This window comes from Faecalibacterium sp. Marseille-Q0746 (assembly GCF_017377595.1).
Taxonomy (GTDB): Bacteria; Bacillota; Clostridia; order Oscillospirales; family Ruminococcaceae; genus Faecalibacterium; species Faecalibacterium duncaniae.
This window is the reverse complement of record NZ_JAFREI010000007.1, coordinates 31,915-47,769: the sequence shown is the minus strand read 5'-3', so window position 1 is coordinate 47,769 and position 15,855 is coordinate 31,915. Positions and strand designations below refer to the sequence as shown.

The 15,855-nt window shown below is 58.5% G+C and carries 17 protein-coding genes; 13 read left to right on the top strand and 4 right to left on the bottom strand.

Features of this window, described 5'->3' with window-relative positions; translation table 11 throughout:
- The first annotated feature begins 16 nt into the window (after positions 1-16).
- The 6 genes from J3351_RS05665 (at position 17) to dnaJ (ending at position 6,821) form a co-directional block, all read left to right on the top strand.
- Positions 17-1,069, top strand: coding sequence for a Fic family protein (locus tag J3351_RS05665; RefSeq protein ID WP_207697289.1), 1,053 nt, complete (start codon positions 17-19; stop codon positions 1,067-1,069).
- A gap of 107 nt (positions 1,070-1,176) precedes the next feature.
- Positions 1,177-1,719, top strand: coding sequence for a stage V sporulation T C-terminal domain-containing protein (locus J3351_RS05660; protein ID WP_005934668.1), 543 nt, complete (start codon positions 1,177-1,179; stop codon positions 1,717-1,719).
- Between the two features lie 184 nt (positions 1,720-1,903).
- A complete protein-coding gene (gene hrcA, locus J3351_RS05655) occupies positions 1,904-2,977 on the top strand; it encodes a heat-inducible transcriptional repressor HrcA (RefSeq protein WP_097771359.1) in 1,074 nt (357 codons plus the stop codon).
- Complete coding sequence (grpE, locus tag J3351_RS05650; RefSeq protein WP_117477060.1) at positions 2,974-3,603, top strand: nucleotide exchange factor GrpE; 630 nt, start codon at positions 2,974-2,976, stop codon at positions 3,601-3,603. Before hrcA ends, grpE begins: the two co-directional genes overlap by 4 nt.
- Before the next feature lie 102 nt (positions 3,604-3,705).
- A complete protein-coding gene (dnaK, locus tag J3351_RS05645) occupies positions 3,706-5,535 on the top strand; it encodes a molecular chaperone DnaK (protein ID WP_005934665.1) in 1,830 nt (609 codons plus the stop codon).
- Between the two features lie 116 nt (positions 5,536-5,651).
- Positions 5,652-6,821 (top strand): molecular chaperone DnaJ, encoded by a 1,170-nt coding sequence (dnaJ, locus tag J3351_RS05640; protein ID WP_035394621.1) that lies wholly within the window; start codon positions 5,652-5,654, stop codon positions 6,819-6,821.
- 68 nt (positions 6,822-6,889) lie between these two features.
- Here the strand turns inward: dnaJ and J3351_RS05635 are convergent, their stop codons facing one another.
- Positions 6,890-8,386, bottom strand: a complete 1,497-nt coding sequence (locus J3351_RS05635; protein ID WP_242699320.1) for a glycoside hydrolase family 25 protein — start codon at positions 8,384-8,386, stop codon at positions 6,890-6,892.
- 363 nt (positions 8,387-8,749) lie between these two features.
- On the opposite strand from J3351_RS05635, the gene J3351_RS05630 reads away from it, so the two are divergent.
- On the top strand, positions 8,750-9,808 hold the full coding sequence (locus J3351_RS05630; protein ID WP_207697287.1) for a PTS transporter subunit IIC: 1,059 nt from the start codon (positions 8,750-8,752) through the stop codon (positions 9,806-9,808).
- Positions 9,809-9,856: 48 nt separating this feature from the next.
- Here the strand turns inward: J3351_RS05630 and J3351_RS05625 are convergent, their stop codons facing one another.
- The 3 genes from J3351_RS05625 to J3351_RS05615 all read right to left on the bottom strand — a co-directional run bounded on the left by J3351_RS05625 (position 9,857) and on the right by J3351_RS05615 (position 12,057).
- Positions 9,857-10,345, bottom strand: a complete 489-nt coding sequence (locus J3351_RS05625) for an 8-oxo-dGTP diphosphatase (protein WP_207697286.1) — start codon at positions 10,343-10,345, stop codon at positions 9,857-9,859.
- Positions 10,346-10,421: 76 nt separating this feature from the next.
- Entirely contained in the window at positions 10,422-11,009 is a 588-nt protein-coding gene (locus tag J3351_RS05620; RefSeq protein WP_035394617.1) for an RICIN domain-containing protein, read from the bottom strand.
- A gap of 100 nt (positions 11,010-11,109) precedes the next feature.
- Positions 11,110-12,057, bottom strand: coding sequence for a hypothetical protein (locus J3351_RS05615; RefSeq protein WP_207697285.1), 948 nt, complete (start codon positions 12,055-12,057; stop codon positions 11,110-11,112).
- A gap of 434 nt (positions 12,058-12,491) precedes the next feature.
- Between J3351_RS05615 and J3351_RS05610 the strand changes: the two genes are divergently transcribed.
- From J3351_RS05610 to J3351_RS05585, 6 genes are all read left to right on the top strand, one after another.
- Complete coding sequence (locus J3351_RS05610) at positions 12,492-12,674, top strand: hypothetical protein (protein WP_005934654.1); 183 nt, start codon at positions 12,492-12,494, stop codon at positions 12,672-12,674.
- Positions 12,675-12,811: 137 nt separating this feature from the next.
- Positions 12,812-13,333: a nitroreductase gene (locus J3351_RS05605; protein ID WP_207697284.1), complete on the top strand. Its 522-nt coding sequence runs from the start codon at positions 12,812-12,814 to the stop codon at positions 13,331-13,333.
- Positions 13,334-13,341: 8 nt separating this feature from the next.
- Positions 13,342-13,833 carry a GNAT family N-acetyltransferase gene (locus tag J3351_RS05600; protein ID WP_097773195.1) on the top strand — a complete coding sequence of 164 codons (492 nt, stop codon included), beginning with the start codon at positions 13,342-13,344 and terminating at the stop codon, positions 13,831-13,833.
- Between the two features lie 103 nt (positions 13,834-13,936).
- Complete coding sequence (locus J3351_RS05595) at positions 13,937-14,236, top strand: YerC/YecD family TrpR-related protein (protein WP_005934651.1); 300 nt, start codon at positions 13,937-13,939, stop codon at positions 14,234-14,236.
- A 72-nt stretch (positions 14,237-14,308) separates the two neighbouring features.
- On the top strand, positions 14,309-14,860 hold the full coding sequence (locus J3351_RS05590; protein ID WP_005934650.1) for a DJ-1 family glyoxalase III: 552 nt from the start codon (positions 14,309-14,311) through the stop codon (positions 14,858-14,860).
- A 15-nt stretch (positions 14,861-14,875) separates the two neighbouring features.
- Positions 14,876-15,760: a fumarylacetoacetate hydrolase family protein gene (locus tag J3351_RS05585; RefSeq protein ID WP_117533753.1), complete on the top strand. Its 885-nt coding sequence runs from the start codon at positions 14,876-14,878 to the stop codon at positions 15,758-15,760.
- The last annotated feature ends 95 nt before the right edge of the window (positions 15,761-15,855 follow it).

The window sequence follows — 15,855 nt, the reverse complement described above, 5'->3', positions numbered from 1 at the left end:
AAGGAATGGGTGAATCATGCGTACATTTGATTATAAAAAGATTGCAGAATACTCCTGGGATAATGAGGTCTTGTCTTATGTTGCGAAGATCCATGAATGCAAGGGGCGGCAGGAACTATATCTGAAACAAAGGCCCGCTGAATTGGAGCGGCTGGTGGAGATCGCAAAGATCCAAAGTACAGAGTCCTCCAATCGGATCGAAGGGATCATCACGACCAATGCGCGCCTGAAACAGCTGGTTGAAGATAAAACGACTCCACATAACCGGGACGAAATGGAGATATTGGGATATCGGAATGTTTTAAATCTCATCCACGAGAACTATGCCTATATTCCGGTAGAGCCGGGGTACATCCTGCAACTGCACCGTGATCTGCTGAAATATACGAATTTGACCTATCGAGGACATTTTAAGACTACACCCAATGAGATCGATATGACCCTGCCCAGCGGGGAACGCCGCGTGCTGTTCCGCCCGCTGGAACCATACGAGACACCGGGTGCTGTGGAAGCACTTTGCTGCACTTATCAGGATGTGCTGCACAGAGAACTCGTTGATCCCCTGCTTTTGATCCCCTGTTTTATCTTGGATTTTCTCTGTATCCATCCTTTCAATGATGGTAACGGCAGAATGAGCCGGCTGCTGACCCTTTTGATGCTGTATCAGAATGGATATGTTGTGGGGCAGTACATCAGCATTGAAAAAGCAATTGCAGAGACTAAGGATGAGTACTATGCAGCATTGGCGCAGGCTGATCAGCACTGGCATGAGGAGGAAAATGACCCGACACCGTTCATCAAATATATGCTGGCGGTGATCTGCTCCTGTTATCAGGATTTTGAGCAGCGGGTCGATCTGGTTGGCGGGGGACAGAAGCGCGTGACGGCGTACGAACGAGTGCGCAGTTATGCGATGGAAAAGCTGGGAGCCTTTACAAAACAGGAGGCCGCAGAGGCCTGCCCGGGCTTTGGTACAAGCTCGATTGAAAGCGCGCTGAAAAAACTGACAGAGGAGGGCGTTCTGGAGAGGATCGGCGCGGGTAGAAAGACGCAGTATGTGCGCAGGTAAGGCTCCGGCAGGAGCTGAATGAATAATTCCCTTCCTGTTTCCACAGAATAACCATACTTCACAGAAATCTGGAAGCAAAACCGGAACATGGAAAGGAAGGGAACCTTATGAAAGCAACCGGCATCGTGCGCCGCATCGATGAGCTGGGGCGGGTGGTCATCCCCAAGGAAATCCGCCGCACCCAGCGCATCCGCAGGGGAGACCCGCTGGAGATCTTCACAACAGGGGACGGCGAGGTCATCTTCAAAAAGTATTCGCCCATGGGGGAACTGAGCGGGGTGACGGCCCAGTATGTGGATGTGCTGAGCAAGTGCTTTGCCCTGACGGCCTTTGTCTCAGACCGGGACCGCATTCTGGCGGCATCCGGTGCGGGCAGGCGGGATCTGGCAGACCGCAGCGTGAGCCAGCCGCTGGAAAAGCTGATGGACAGCCGCAAGCCCTACCAGAGCGATGGCAGCCCCGAAAAGGCATTGCTGCCCTGTGAGGGCTCGCCCCGGGCGCTGTTGTGTGCCGTGCCCATCATTGCGGCGGGAGATGTCACCGGCAGTGTGGGCCTGCTTACGGAGGACCGCACTGCCCAGCCCGATGCCGCCCAGCTCAAGGCGGTGAACGTGGCGGCGGCATTTCTGGCAAAGCAGATGGAGGAATGATCTATTATATAGGAGAGCCGCCGCAGGGCGGCTCTTTTTTGTGCGGCCTTTATGACAGAATTATGAATCTTTCAAAACTTTTCTGAGAAGCTATTGACAGCGCCGCAAAATTGGATATAATGGTCTTAGCACTCAGGAAGAAGGAGTGCTAAAGAACAAAAAGCGAACAAAGGAGGCAGGCGCTATGACGATGGATGCACGCAAACAGCGTGTCTTGCAGGCGATCGTTGCGCTGTATGGCCTCGAGGGCGAGCCCGTGGGCAGCAGTGTGCTGGCAAACTACTTTGATATGGCAGTCTCCAGTGCCACGCTGCGCAACGAGATGGCCGCGCTGACCAAGCTGGGTCTGCTGGAGCAGCCCCACACCAGCGCAGGCCGTGTCCCCAGTGCCAAGGGCTACCGTTATTATCTGGATCATCTTCTCACCGATGACCAGCCGCTGGACCGTGTGACCCGCGCCCGTGTGGACGCGGTGTTCGCAAGCCTTGACCACGAGCCGGAAAAGCTGGCACAGGGTGCCGCCAAGGCGCTGGCCGCCATCAGCGGCTGCACCGCCGCCGTCAGCACCCCCTGTGCTGAGGATCTCTGCATCGCCCACTATGAGGTGGTGCAGGTGGGCCGCAGCGCTGCAGCAGTGCTGGCTGTGACCACTGCCGGTTATGTCCGCACCCGTGTTGCGCGGGTCCGCACCGGTCTTTCCCGGGAAAATGCAGCGGCGCTTGCCGCCCTGCTCAACCGGAACCTGACCTTTGTGGCTCCTGTTGATCTGTCGCCCCGGCTCCTTGCAGAGCTGTGCAGCCAGATCAGCCCGGAGCTGGTGCCGGTGATCAGCGCCGCCGCCGCCATCCTGCAGGATTCCACCCAGCCCCATGTGTATCTGGGTGGTGAGCAGTACCTGCTGGACTGGCCCCAGCTGGACGGCAAGGTGGGCAGCATCCTGAGCCTGCTGAACGACGAAGAGCAGGCTGCCGCCCTCATTGCACCCCCGGCAGAGCAGAGCGAAAGCATCCTGCTGGGCGAGGATCTGGAACCTCAGATCCCCGGCCTGTGCATCGTGAGTGACCGGTATCTGGTGGGCGGAGGCCTCTGGGGCTCCGTGGCCCTCATCGGCCCCACCCGGATGCCCTTCCAGAAGCTGATGCCGCTGCTCCACACCTTTGCCGATCAGCTTGGCGAAGGAATGAGCGGCAAACGAAAAGATACCCCGCAGGCAGCCGCACCCCGGCGGACTGTGATCTATAAGGAGGACCTGGAATGAGCGAAGAAACAAAAAAGACCCCGCAGGCAGAAGAACCTGCCGTGGAGCCCAACACCGCCGAGCAGGCCGCCCCGGAAACTGCACCTGAGCAGGCAGCGGCTCCCGAGACGAACGCTGAAGCGGCAGACCCCAAGAAAAAGGATGGCTTCTTCAACAAGAAGGCCCGGGAGCTGGAGGCCGTGAAGGCAAAGCTGGACGCGGCTGAGAAGAATGCCAATCAGGCCAAGGATCAGCTGCTGCGGATGGCCGCCGAGTATGAGAACTACCGCAAGCGCTCCACCCGTGAGGCTGACCAGAAGTTCAACGACGGCGTGTCCTTTGCCGTGAACCAGATCATCCCCATTCTGGATACGCTGGAGATGGCGGCCAACGCCCCCACCACCGACGAGAATTACAAGAAGGGCGTGACCATGACGCTGGACAAAGCCGCCAAGGCGCTGAATGCCCTCCATGTGGAGGAGATCGAGGCGCTGGGCAAGCCCTTTGACCCCAACTTTATGAATGCCGTGCAGCAGATCCCCGCCCCCGATGGACAGGAGAGCGGCACCGTGATCACGGTTTACCAGAAGGGCTACAAGCTGGGCGATAAGATCGTCCGCCATGCCACCGTTGTTGTGGCAGAGTGATTTTGCAAGACCCCGCAAGGGTTTTCAAATATAACATCCGCTTGGTAACATTTGAGCATCATATAAACAAAAAACGTTCTGAATTTGAGAGGAGCTTTCATTATGAGTAAGATCATTGGTATCGACCTTGGTACTACCAACAGCTGCGTGGCTGTTATGGAGGGCGGCGAGCCCGTTGTTATCGCAAACTCTGAGGGTGCACGCACCACCCCGTCTGTTGTCGGCTTCACCAAGACCGGCGACCGTCTGGTGGGTCAGGTCGCAAAGCGCCAGGCCATCACCAACCCTGAGAACACGGTGGCTTCCATCAAGCGTTATATGGGCACCGACCACAAGGTGACCCTGAACGGCAAGGAGTACACTCCCCAGCAGGTCAGCGCTATGATCCTGCAGAAGCTGAAGGCAGATGCTGAGGCTTATCTGGGCGAGACTGTCACCGATGCAGTCATCACCGTTCCTGCATACTTCAACGACAGCCAGCGTCAGGCAACCAAGGACGCAGGCACCATTGCCGGCCTGAACGTCAAGCGTATCATCAACGAGCCCACTGCCGCGTCTCTGGCATACGGCATCGATAAGGAAGAGGACCAGAAGATCATGGTCTACGACCTGGGTGGCGGCACCTTCGATGTCTCCATCATCGAGATGGGCGACGGCGTGACCGAGGTTCTGGCCACCAACGGTGATACCCACCTGGGCGGCGATGACTTCGACCAGCGCATCATCGACTGGATGGCAGATGCGTTCCAGAACGAGAACGGCATCGACCTGCGCAAGGATAAGATGGCTGCACAGCGCTTGAAGGAAGCTGCTGAGAAGGCAAAGATCGAGCTGTCCAGCGCAATGAGCAGCCAGATCAACCTGCCCTTCATCACTGCTGACGCTACCGGCCCCAAGCATCTGGATATGACCCTGACCCGCGCAAAGTTCAATGAGCTGACCGCTGATCTGGTCGACCGCACCATGACCCCTGTCCGCAAGGCTCTGCAGGATGCAGGCCTGCGTCCCTCTGACCTGAAGAAGGTCCTGATGGTCGGTGGTTCCACCCGTATCCCCGCTGTCTACGATGCAGTCAAGAAGGAACTGAACTGCGAGCCCTTCAAGGGCATCAACCCCGATGAGTGCGTGGCTGTGGGCGCTGCCATCCAGGGCGGCGTTCTGCAGGGCGATGTCAAGGGCCTGCTGCTGCTGGATGTCACCCCGCTGAGCCTGGGCATTGAGACCCTGGGCGGCGTGTGCACCAAGATCATCGACCGCAACACCACCATCCCCACCCACAAGAGCCAGGTGTTCTCCACTGCTGCTGATAACCAGCCCTCTGTTGAGATCAATGTTCTGCAGGGCGAGCGTGAGTTTGCCCGCGACAACAAGAGCCTGGGTGTGTTCCACCTGGATGGCATTGCCCCGGCTCCCCGTGGTGTGCCTCAGATCGAAGTCACCTTCGATATCGATGCAAACGGCATCGTGAAGGTCAGCGCGAAGGATCTGGGCACCGGCAAGGAGCAGAACATCACCATCACCGCTTCCACCAATATGTCCAAGGAAGATATCGACAAGGCTGTGAAGGAAGCTGAGCAGTTTGCTGCCGATGATAAGAAGAAGCGTGAAGAGGTCGATATCCGCAACGGCGCTGATCAGATGGTGTTCCAGACTGAGAAGATGCTGAAGGAGAACGGCGACAAGATGCCCGCTGACGTGAAGAGCGAAGCTGAGGCAAAGCTGGCCGACCTCAAGACCGCTGTTCAGTCCGGCTCCATCGATGAGATCAAGGCAAAGCAGGATGAGCTGAGCCATGTCTTTGAGAAGATGTATCAGGCTGCCGCTGCTGCCCAGCAGGCTGCAGGCGCACAGCCCGGCCCCGATGCTGGCGCAAACAACCAGCAGAAGCCCAACGATGACGGCGTTGTGGACGCTGACTTCAAGGAAGTCTAAGTTCTGACACAAACGGCAGATGCCCGGCCAAACCGGCGGGCAGGCGTGCCGGATAAAAGCAAAAGCCGCTCCGGTTTTGCCGGGGCGGCCTTTGCTGGTTTTATAGAGGTATGGTTATGGCACAGGAAAAGCGCGATTACTACGAAGTGCTGGGAGTATCCAAAACGGCCACCGATGCGGAGATCAAAAAGGCTTACCGCAAGCTGGCCATGAAGTACCACCCGGACTACAACCCCGGCGATAAGGATGCCGAGGAAAAGTTCAAGGAAGTTAATGAAGCCAACGAGGTGCTTTCGGACCCGAAGAAGCGCCAGCTGTACGATCAGTACGGCTTTGCCGGTGTGGACCCCAGCTATGCAGCCCAGAACGGCGGCGGCGCGGGTGGCTTCAGCGGCTTTGGCGGCGATGGGGTCGATCTGGGCGATATCTTCGGTGATATCTTTGGCGGCGGTTTCGGCGGCTTTGGCGGCTCTGCCCGTCAGGCAAACCCCAACGCCCCCCGCAAGGGTCAGGATATCCGTGTGCGGATCACCCTGAGCTTTGATGAGGCCGTGCATGGCTGCAAGAAGAACATCACCATCACCCGCCAGCAGGAGTGCACGGAGTGCCATGGCAGCGGCTGCGCCGCCGGCAGCAGCCCCGAGACCTGCCCGGACTGCGGCGGCCGCGGCTATGTCATCCGGCAGCAGCGCACTCCCTTTGGCGTGATGCAGACCCAGCAGCCCTGCTCCCGCTGCGGCGGCAAGGGCAAGCTGGTCAAGAACCCCTGCAAGGTCTGCCACGGCAGCGGAAAAACTGCCGCCAGGAAAACGCTGGAGGTGTCCATCCCCATGGGCATCGACGACGATCAGAGCTTTGCACTGCGCGGCATGGGCGATGCCGGTGCCAACGGCGGCCCTGCCGGTGATGTGATCGTGATGGTCACGGTCCGGCCCAGCGAGGTGTTCCAGCGCGACGGCTATGATGTCTGGGTCACGGTGCCCATCACCTACAGCCAGGCGGTTCTGGGCGACAGCATCACCGTGCCCTCCATTGACGGCAAGGTGGAGTACACCGTGCCCGAAGGCACCCAGAGCGGCACCACATTCCGTCTGCGCGGCAAGGGCATCCAGTATCTGAACGGCCGCGGCCGGGGCGATATGTACGTCAAGTGCGAGGTGGAGATCCCCAAGAAGCTGAACAAGGCCCAGCGCGATGCCCTGAAGAAGTTTGAGGGCACCCTGAAAGAGGAGAACTACGAAAAGCGCAAGGGCTTCTTCAAGAAGTTGAAGGATATGTTTGCTTAAAAACATAAGGCGTATCAAAAAAGAGCGAAGATTCGGTTGAATCTTCGCTCTTTTTGTTTGCAGTCTGATCAGCCCATATAGCTGATGTTCACATCGATCTGGCCGCCGTAGCCGGGGATGCGGGCGGTGCAGGTGCCCTGCCACATGTTGCAGGCAATGGGGCTGGAGGCCACGTTGTAGTGGGCGTTCCAGATGTAGTAGTTGGACAGCTGGCTCATATCCAGCCGCTTGCGGAACCAGGTGGTGGAGGCGTACACGCCGGGCTTGTAGCCCAGTGCCTTGACCTCTTCGCAGAAAGCCACAGCACACTTGGTGCGGTCTTCCACGCCCAGACCATCGGCACGACCGTTGCCTGCACCGGAAGCCTCAGTATCAAAGTAGATGGGGTAATCGAGCTGGCGGCCATTCAGCACATAGGCGCAGGCCTGTGCTTCCTCGCGGGCCTCGTTCTCGTTGACAGCCTGGCTGAAGCAGTAGATGCCCACCCGCAGCCCGGCGTTGCGGGCGTTGGTGAAGTGCTCCTCAAACTTGGGATCCTGCACCAGGGCACCGGAGCCGTAGCCGCGGTAGCCGATACGGATGATGGCAAACTCCACACCTGCCGTTTTCACCTTGTCCCAATCGATGCTGCTCTGGTACTTGGAAACATCGATGCCGAAAGTGGCGGGCTGCTGCACGCCGGAGGCATCAAAATAATAGAGCTTGTTGTCGATGCTCTGGATGCCGGTGACGGGCTGGTGGGTGTTCTGGTCGTAATAATAGGTCTTGCCGTTTTCGGTGCGCCAGCCGGAATACTGGGGCGTTTCTTCCTCATCCTTGCCGAAGAAGAATTCCCACAGCCACTGCAGCAGGCCGTTTTCACCGGTCAGGCAGGTGGGGTCGATGCTCTCCTCGTCCAGCGTGCCGCTGTCCAGTGCCTCCCGGATCTCCTCAGGGGTCAGCAGAACGGTGCCGTTGATATCCTTGATCTGGGCTTCGGCCAGCACATCCTCGCCGTTCTCGGAAGCGGCAGGCGCTTCCTCGGCTACGGGGACGGTCTCCTCCGTTTCGGGCAGGATGGCGGCCTCTTCAGGAGCGGCCATCGGGTCTTCGGCAGCCAGCGCCTCGGTCTCTGTCAGGAAGTGGGGGAAGGAGTTCTCGTTCTCGATTTCCGAAGCATCCCCGGCCATGGGGTCGGCGGGTGCGGCCTCCGGCTGCACAGCGGGCTCCGCAGCGGGGGCGGTGCTCTCTGCCGGGGCGGCGGTGTTCTCTGCCTTGGTCACGGGTGCGGCAGGGGTGCTGGCTGCGGCCTGCTCCTGAGAAGAAGCGCTCTCCTCCGGCTGGGTGCTCTCGGCCTTTGCCTCGCTCCTGTCACTCTTATGATCGAACCTGGGCAGAGTCACTCTGCCCTCAGTCTGCAGGGCGGCGGGCTCGACCGTCAGGCCCGCAGGCTGGGATGCCAGCAGGAAGGTGGTGCCCGCACCGCCAATGGTGATGGCTGCCGCCATCACAAGGCACGCAACAGCCTGGCCGATGCTGCGGCCGGTGCCGTTCTTGCTTGATTTTTTGAAAGATGTTGGTTTCATGCCGCTTGCTCTGCCTCCAAGCTGGACCGGGCAGGATACACGAACTGCACCGGCCCGCCAATATAGTCTCGCATAATTGCGGATAAAGCTATTTTTACTCTCCCAGTATACACCCAAACCCGTGTCGCCGTCAATCAGTTCGCTGTGCTCCGGCATCGCGTCAGGCAGAAAAAGCGGAGAGAAAAACACGCTCCACAGTAAAAACGAGCAGGAAAGCAGAATCATTGCATCCAAAGCTGTGAAATTTGTCGCTTTGGACGAAAAACGCGGCTTCCTCTTGCTGTCTTGACAGGTGTATGGTATGATACTTGACACGGAAAGCTCCCGCGCAATGGGCCGGGAGAGAAAGGTTAGGAAGAGTCTATGTCAAGTGTAAAGGACTTTTTGAAGCGGAAGGATATCGTTATCACTCCGCAGCGTTATCTCATCGAGGCTCTGGGTGCCATGGCACAGGGCCTGTTCGCCAGCCTGCTGATCGGCACCATCATCAAAACGCTGGGCCAGCAGACCGGGCTGGAGGTGCTGGTCGATCTGGGCGGCTATGCCTCGGCCATGAGCGGTCCGGCCATGGCCTGTGCCATCGGTTGGGCACTGCACTGCCCCCCGCTGGTGCTGTTCAGCCTGATCACCGTGGGCTACTCGGCCAATGCGCTGGGCGGCGCCGGCGGCCCGCTGGCTGTCCTGATCATTGCCATTGTGGCTGCTGAGATGGGCAAGGCCGTGAGCAAGGAGACCAAGGTCGATATCCTTGTCACCCCGCTGGTGACCATTTTTGTGGGCGTGGGCCTTTCCATGCTCATCGCGGCTCCCATCGGTGCTGCCGCCAGCCAGGTGGGCACCCTGATCATGTGGGCCACTGAGCAGGCCCCGCTGGTCATGGGCATTCTGGTGTCTGTCATTGTGGGTGTGGCGCTGACCCTGCCCATCTCCTCTGCCGCCATCTGCGCGGCTCTGGGCCTGACCGGTCTGGCGGGCGGCGCTGCTGTGGCAGGCTGCTGCGCCCAGATGGTCGGCTTTGCCGTGATGAGCTATAAGGAGAACGGTGTGGGCGGCCTGGTCAGCCAGGGCCTGGGCACCAGTATGCTCCAGATGGGCAATATCATCAGGAACCCCCGCATCTGGATCGCCCCCACGCTGGCCTCGGCCATCACCGGCCCGCTGGCGACCTGCCTGTTCCACTTTGAGATGAACGGCGCGGCGGTCTCCTCCGGCATGGGCACCTGCGGTCTGGTGGGCCAGATCGGCGTGTACACCGGTTGGGTGAACGATATCGCCGCCGGCACCAAGGCCGCCATCACCCCCATGGACTGGGCTGCCATGGCCCTCATCTGCTTTGTTCTGCCCGCAGTCCTGAGCGTTCTCTTCTGCGAGATCGAGCGCAAGCTGGGCTGGATCAAAGAGGGCGATCTGAAGCTGAATTAAACTCCCTCCGTCATCGCTTACGCGATGCCACCTCCCTCAATGAGGGAGTTATAAAGGTTTCCCGTCCAACACGGCTTCAGCCAGCGTATCATCTTCATATCGGAGTTTGAGCGAGAAAAAGGGTCTGTTCTCCTCGAGCAGGCGGAAGAAGATCTTGTCGCCCTCCCAGATGGGCAGCTGCTCCACCTGCTCCTTGGGCACCCATTCCAGAATGCCCTCGTTCCGGGCGGCATCCTTTACCAGTGTGCCTGTCCAGGCATCGGCGGTGTAAAGGAACATGTATTCGGTCAGCTCGCCCAGAAGAAAGGTCACTACGCCCCGGCAGCGGTAGGAGGTCAGGGTGAGGCCGGTCTCCTCCTGCACTTCCCGCAGCAGGCAGTCCTCCGGGCTTTCAAACGGCTCAAACTTGCCGCCCACGCCGATCCATTTGTCGTGGTTCAGGTCGTTCTTCTTGGTCACGCGGTGGAGCATCAGGTAGGCATCATCCTGTTCCAGATAGCACAGGGTGGTGTTGCGCATGGGAAATTTGGGATCCATCAGCAATTCTCCGTTTCTGTCAGCATTACAAAAAGCGTCCCACAGGGAGCCCCCTGTGGGACGCTTTTATCGTTTCTTATTTCCGTGCGGCCCGGCCTTTTCCGGCGTTGTTCAGCTTCCGCACCAGATCATTCTGGTGTTTGCGCTGGGAGGGCGTGGGCTCCGGGTCCCGCTTTTCCTCGGCACGGGCGTTGGTCTGCGCGGTGTCGGGGTCAACGCGCACCAGGTTCCATTCCTGATTGCCGCCCGAGACGTAATTCCAGATCTGGGCCTGTGCACCGTTGGAGGTGTTCATGCCCACAAGGTCGATGTACTTGTCGGCCAGCACGTTGCGGATGCGGGTGCGGCCGTTCCGGGTGGACTCCAGCTCCCAGCACTGGCTCAGCCCGCTGGTGCGGCCCCACTGGTGCAGCCAGGTGCCCTCGACCACGCCGCCCAGGGCCAGATCGATGAACTTGCCTGTAAAGCGGTTCCTGATCCGCCAGCGTCCCTCGCCAGCATCCACGAACTGCCACTGCTGCCACGGATGCCCGGCGTAGTCCCACAGACGGATGGCCGCGCCGTTCTCCGTGTTGAAGTTCTTGATCTCCAACACCTTCCCATTGGGTGCCTTGATGAGGTAAAACTCATTTTCCAGTAAAACGACCTGAGATGCCTTTGCCATACGTCCGTGTCTCCTTTCCGGTAAAATCTGGTTTGACGCTTCTATTATAGCGGATTTCCCGGTGCGCAACAAGATTGATACTTGACGAATTTTTTTCTTTTTATTGTGCATTTTGCACTTTCCGCAGCTTTCGACAGAGCCACGGCCCGGCGTACCACAGCACCAGACAGACAAGCCCGATCAGCCGGATCTGCGTGTTGGTGCAGTGGGTGTTCAATTCCAGCCCGATGCCGAAGGAAAGGAGATTGGCGGTCAGCGCATAGAGGATGGGGTGAGGTTTTTTGCCCTCCGGCCAGGGCAGATACCGGTTGTAGACAAAGGCTTCCACGGAGAACACCAGCACCTCCAGTGCAAAATAAAGGAAATTGCCCCACATCGGCCCGAGATAGAGCGTGCCGTAGCACAGCCCGAGGTTCAGGATGATCTGCGTGGCAAGGTTGACCTTGCCGATGAGATCTCGCTGGGCGGGGCCGCGCAACCCGAAAAGCAGGATGCCCCACGTCAGCTCTAAAATCAGGGTGATGAGCACCCGGGCGGCAAAGGAGGAAAGGATGTCGGAATCGTTGCGGTTGTGGTAGACCCGCAGGCCGTCTTGGGAATCGAGAAGCACCTGCCACTCGCTGGAAAAGGCGTAGCGCTCCACCGGCTCCTCGCTGCGGTAGAATGTACCAGTCTCTATATTATAGAGCAGAACATAGAACTTGTTGGGCGGGTAGTAGCCCCAGACGAACTCTGCATCGGCATCGCCGGGGTATTCCTGAAAATAGCCCAGAAAGTAGTAGCCCTCGGGGGCGGGGTAGTTCCGGAAGGCCTCCCAGGCCTCCCGGGAACCCATCCGCTCCCGGTACTGGTCTGCAGAGCCCCACGGCCCGCTGACCCTGGTATTGCCCAGCAGGGTGACCGCATAGCGCTGGCCCGGGGTGTAATAGAGCTTGAGCGTGACCGAGGGCTTGGGGCCCATGTCCGCAAAAACGGGCAGAGAAAGGGCCAGCACCAGCAGGGCCGAAAGGAAAAAAGCAAAAATTTTTTTGCGAAAAATTTTCTTCATGGCGGTGTCCTCACTTCAAAAAACAAAAAATTCCGACACGTCTTTCCTTAACCTGTAAACGTATGAAAAACAGCTGTTATTGCAGGGCGCTCTGCACAAAATTGCAGAGGGAGCTTTGTGCACCGTTTCCTGTTTTTCTTACAAGTACAAAACGCCTGTTTTCGGCCTCTTTCAGGGCAGAATATGAACAATTTGTTTCCGGCTCACGGCCAATTCAGGACACTGACTTCACATTTATAAAGCAAAGCGAACTTTACTGCTTTATTTACATGAACAAAACGGCTTTCAAAAGAAACTTTAATTTGTTTCACGTTTTTGGATATTGACTTTATATCAAAACTGCGGTATAGTAAGAATGCGGAGAGCGGAAAACGCCCCGCCGACACATGAGCTTCAGGCGTAAGCCTGTGAGAAAAATATAGGAGGTTTGACTTATGTACTATTACATTCTGGGTTGCGGCATTGCTTGTCTGGTTCTGTTCGGCATCAACAGCATGGATACGGTGGATGTCAAGCCGGCCGAGATCCTGGGTAAGGTCATTCTGTGGCCCGTTGCCCTGATGGAAGCAGTTGTTCGTTACAGCTCCACGCATCACAACATCAAGACCGCGCTGTAAAACATCTCGTTCCAAACCAACGAAGAGCAATCAGGCGGCTGCGCTTTCAAAAAGGAAGGCGCGGCCGCCTTTTTGTTTTGCACTTTACGGCGTTGTATGGTACAATAACACCAGAACTTTTAGGGAGGGAAATTGCTATGACCAATGAGACCTTACATACCCTTGAGACCCGCCGCAGCTGCCGCGCCTACAAGCCGGAGCAGATCACGAAAGAGGAGCTGGAAGCCGTTCTGCGCGCAGGCACCTTTGCCCCCAGCGCTATGAACCGCCAGAGTGCAAAGATCGTGGTGGTGCAGGATGCCGAGACCCGCGCCCAGCTCACCCGGATGAATGCTGCCGTGATGGGCAACACGGGCGACCCCATGTACGGTGCCCCCACCATTCTGGTGGTGCTGGCCGATGCCAACGCCCGCTGTGGCGTGCAGGACGGCAGCCTTGTGATGGGCAACCTGATGAACGCAGCTGCCGCCATCGGGCTGGGCAGCTGCTGGATCAACCGCGCAAAGGAAGAGTTCGAGACCGAAGAGGGCAAGGCCCTGCTGAAAAAGTGGGGCATTGAGGGAGATTACGTCGGCGTGGGCCACTGCATTCTGGGCTACCCGGCAGAGGAACCCCGGCCCGCCGCCCCCCGCAAGCCGGATTATATCGTATACGCATAAGGAGCACTATGAAACCCGATTACAAGCTGGTCGCAAAGGCCAAATACATTCACGCCAACGCTGACCTTGCCAGTGAGATCTGGCACGAGGTCTACAAGCGCTATTACCCTGCAAAGCAGCTGGACACGCTGGTGGAAACACTGCAGAGCGCCGATGCCATTGAGGCAGACATCGACAACGATGTGAACTATTTCCTCGTGGTGCTGGGCGGCAAGACCATCGGCTACTTTGCCTGGAAGATGGAGAACACGGCCCTGCACCTGCTCCACCTCTACCTCAAGCCCGAGTACCGGGGCAAGGCACTGGGCCGGGATATCCTGGCTACCTGCGAGCGCCTGGCCCGGGGTGAGGGCCGGGGCCGCCTGTACTGCGAGGTGCACACCAAGTGCCTGCCGGTGCTGCAGTTCTTCAAGACCAAGGGCTACCGCGTGCTGGGCCCCGCCGAGGCAGAAGCTGCGGGCATTTCCATGCAGCTGACCACGCTGGAAAAAATGCTGTAAATTTCCCGTTGATTTTTTGCCGCGTTTGCACTACAATAAAGTAGTGTATTGAAGTGCCCCGCGCGGGCCAGACCCAACCTGAACGATAGGGGAGGAACAAGCCATGGCAAAAGATCATCCCACCGGAGAGTCCGGCCTGTATTCTGCATTGCTGGAGCTGAAAACGCCTGAGGAGTGCTACCGCTTTTTGCAGGATGTGTGCAGCTACGCCGAGCTCAGTGCAATGGAGCAGCGGTATAACATCGCGGAAAAGCTGGTCAACAAGCAGAGCTATACCAGCATCATGGGCAACATTGGTGCGTCCAGCGCCATCATCAGCCGGGTGAGCCGGGTCATCAGCAAGGATGACAGTGTGCTGCGCCGCCTGCTGGAAGAAAAGGCGGAACAGCCCGCCGAAGAATAACACGGACCGCGCGCCGCGGGGCAGGGGAGCACCCGCCCTGCGGTGCGCTTTTTTAGAAGGGAGTCTGTAAAGATGAGTAAGGCAGTTGTATTTTTTGCCGATGGCACCGAGGAGTGCGAGGCTCTGCTGGTGGTAGACCTGCTGCGCCGCGCCAAGGTGGAGGTCATCGTGGCCTCTGCCATGGGCCGCAGGGAGCTGGTGAGCAGCCATAAGATCCACCTGACCGCCGATGCGCTGGCCGAGGAAGTGGATTATTCCGATGTGGACATGGTCGTTTTGCCCGGCGGGATCCCGGGCACACCCAACCTTGCCGCCAACAAGACGGTCACCGAGACCTGTGCCGCCTTCGCCAAGGCGGGCCGGAAGGTGGCCGCCATCTGTGCCGCCCCCAGCATCCTGGCCTCTCTTGGCCTGCTGGAGGGCAGGAACGCCACCGCCCACGCTGGCTTCCAGGATCAGCTGGCCGGTGCCATCGTCCACGATGAAGAGGTCGTGGTGGATGGCAACATCACCACCAGCTATGGGCTGGGCGGTGCCATCCCCTTTGCACTGGAACTGGTGCGCCAGCTGGCCGGTCAGGCAGAGGCGGAGCGTATCCGGAACGCCATTGCGTATCGGCACTGAGAAAGGGGATACGGTATGCGCTTTATTACCTGCCGCTTGCCGGACGGCGTGGAAGACCCGGCGATTTTATCGGAGGATGGGCGGCAGGTCTGGCCGCTGAGCTGGCTGGGCCTGAGCTATGAGACCCTGAGCGAGGCCATCCCGTTTCTGACCCCGCAGGTGCGGTATGGGCTGTCGCTGGCCATTGCGGGCATTCCCGCTCTGCCTGTGGAGGCCGTCACGCTGGAAAGCCCCATCCCGGCCCCGGCACAGGATGTCATCTGCCTGGGCATCAATTATATGGCCCACTCCGATGAGGCGGAGAAATACTCTGCCGCTGCCTTTGCCACCAAGCACGAGGATGCCATCTACTTTTCCAAGCGTGTGACCCGCGCCGTGCCGGACGGCGGCCCCATCGAGGCCCACACCGATCTGGTGAAAAAGCTGGATTATGAGTGTGAGCTGGCTGTGGTGCTGGGCAGGGATGCCAGGGATGTGCCCGCCGGTCAGACCCGGGACTACATCTTCGGCTATACCATCCTGAACGATGTCTCAGCCCGGGATGTGCAGACGGCGCACAAACAGTGGTACTTTGGCAAGAGTCTGGATGGCTTTACCCCCATCGGGCCCTGCATCGTCACGGCAGATGCCTTTGCCGACTACCCGCCCAGGCTGGGCATCCGCAGCTTTGTCAACGGCGAGAAGCGGCAGGATTCCAATACCGCCCTGCAGATCTTTGACATCGACCATGTCATTGCCGAGCTTTCGCAGGGCATGACCCTGAAAGCGGGCACCATCATTGCCACCGGCACCCCGGCGGGTGTGGGCATGGGCATGGACCCGCCGCAGTTCCTCAAGCCCGGAGATGTGGTGCGGTGCGAGATCGATGGTATTGGTACGCTGACCAATCCGGTCAAGTGATTCCGAAATGCAATATCTAAGTGAAAATATCCGAGTGGTTATATAATTGATGACAAAATTGCTCTTGTTCATATACTGTTCAAAATAAGTTCATT

Bases quoted from the DNA above. Each gene is read 5' to 3' on its own strand.
- hrcA (WP_097771359.1), top strand. From the start codon at position 1,904: ATGACGATGGATGCACGCAAACAGCGTGTCTTGCAGGCGATCGTTGCG.
- J3351_RS05615 (WP_207697285.1), bottom strand. From the start codon at position 12,057: ATGAAGAAAATTTTTCGCAAAAAAATTTTTGCTTTTTTCCTTTCGGCC.
- dnaK (WP_005934665.1), top strand. From the start codon at position 3,706: ATGAGTAAGATCATTGGTATCGACCTTGGTACTACCAACAGCTGCGTG.
- J3351_RS05590 (WP_005934650.1), top strand. From the start codon at position 14,309: ATGAGTAAGGCAGTTGTATTTTTTGCCGATGGCACCGAGGAGTGCGAG.
- J3351_RS05595 (WP_005934651.1), top strand. From the start codon at position 13,937: ATGGCAAAAGATCATCCCACCGGAGAGTCCGGCCTGTATTCTGCATTG.
- dnaJ (WP_035394621.1), top strand. From the start codon at position 5,652: ATGGCACAGGAAAAGCGCGATTACTACGAAGTGCTGGGAGTATCCAAA.
- J3351_RS05585 (WP_117533753.1), top strand. From the start codon at position 14,876: ATGCGCTTTATTACCTGCCGCTTGCCGGACGGCGTGGAAGACCCGGCG.
- J3351_RS05665 (WP_207697289.1), top strand. From the start codon at position 17: ATGCGTACATTTGATTATAAAAAGATTGCAGAATACTCCTGGGATAAT.
- J3351_RS05620 (WP_035394617.1), bottom strand. From the start codon at position 11,009: ATGGCAAAGGCATCTCAGGTCGTTTTACTGGAAAATGAGTTTTACCTC.
- J3351_RS05600 (WP_097773195.1), top strand. From the start codon at position 13,342: ATGAAACCCGATTACAAGCTGGTCGCAAAGGCCAAATACATTCACGCC.
- J3351_RS05625 (WP_207697286.1), bottom strand. From the start codon at position 10,345: ATGGATCCCAAATTTCCCATGCGCAACACCACCCTGTGCTATCTGGAA.
- J3351_RS05605 (WP_207697284.1), top strand. From the start codon at position 12,812: ATGACCAATGAGACCTTACATACCCTTGAGACCCGCCGCAGCTGCCGC.
- J3351_RS05630 (WP_207697287.1), top strand. From the start codon at position 8,750: ATGTCAAGTGTAAAGGACTTTTTGAAGCGGAAGGATATCGTTATCACT.
- grpE (WP_117477060.1), top strand. From the start codon at position 2,974: ATGAGCGAAGAAACAAAAAAGACCCCGCAGGCAGAAGAACCTGCCGTG.
- J3351_RS05610 (WP_005934654.1), top strand. From the start codon at position 12,492: ATGTACTATTACATTCTGGGTTGCGGCATTGCTTGTCTGGTTCTGTTC.
- J3351_RS05635 (WP_242699320.1), bottom strand. From the start codon at position 8,386: ATGAAACCAACATCTTTCAAAAAATCAAGCAAGAACGGCACCGGCCGC.
- J3351_RS05660 (WP_005934668.1), top strand. From the start codon at position 1,177: ATGAAAGCAACCGGCATCGTGCGCCGCATCGATGAGCTGGGGCGGGTG.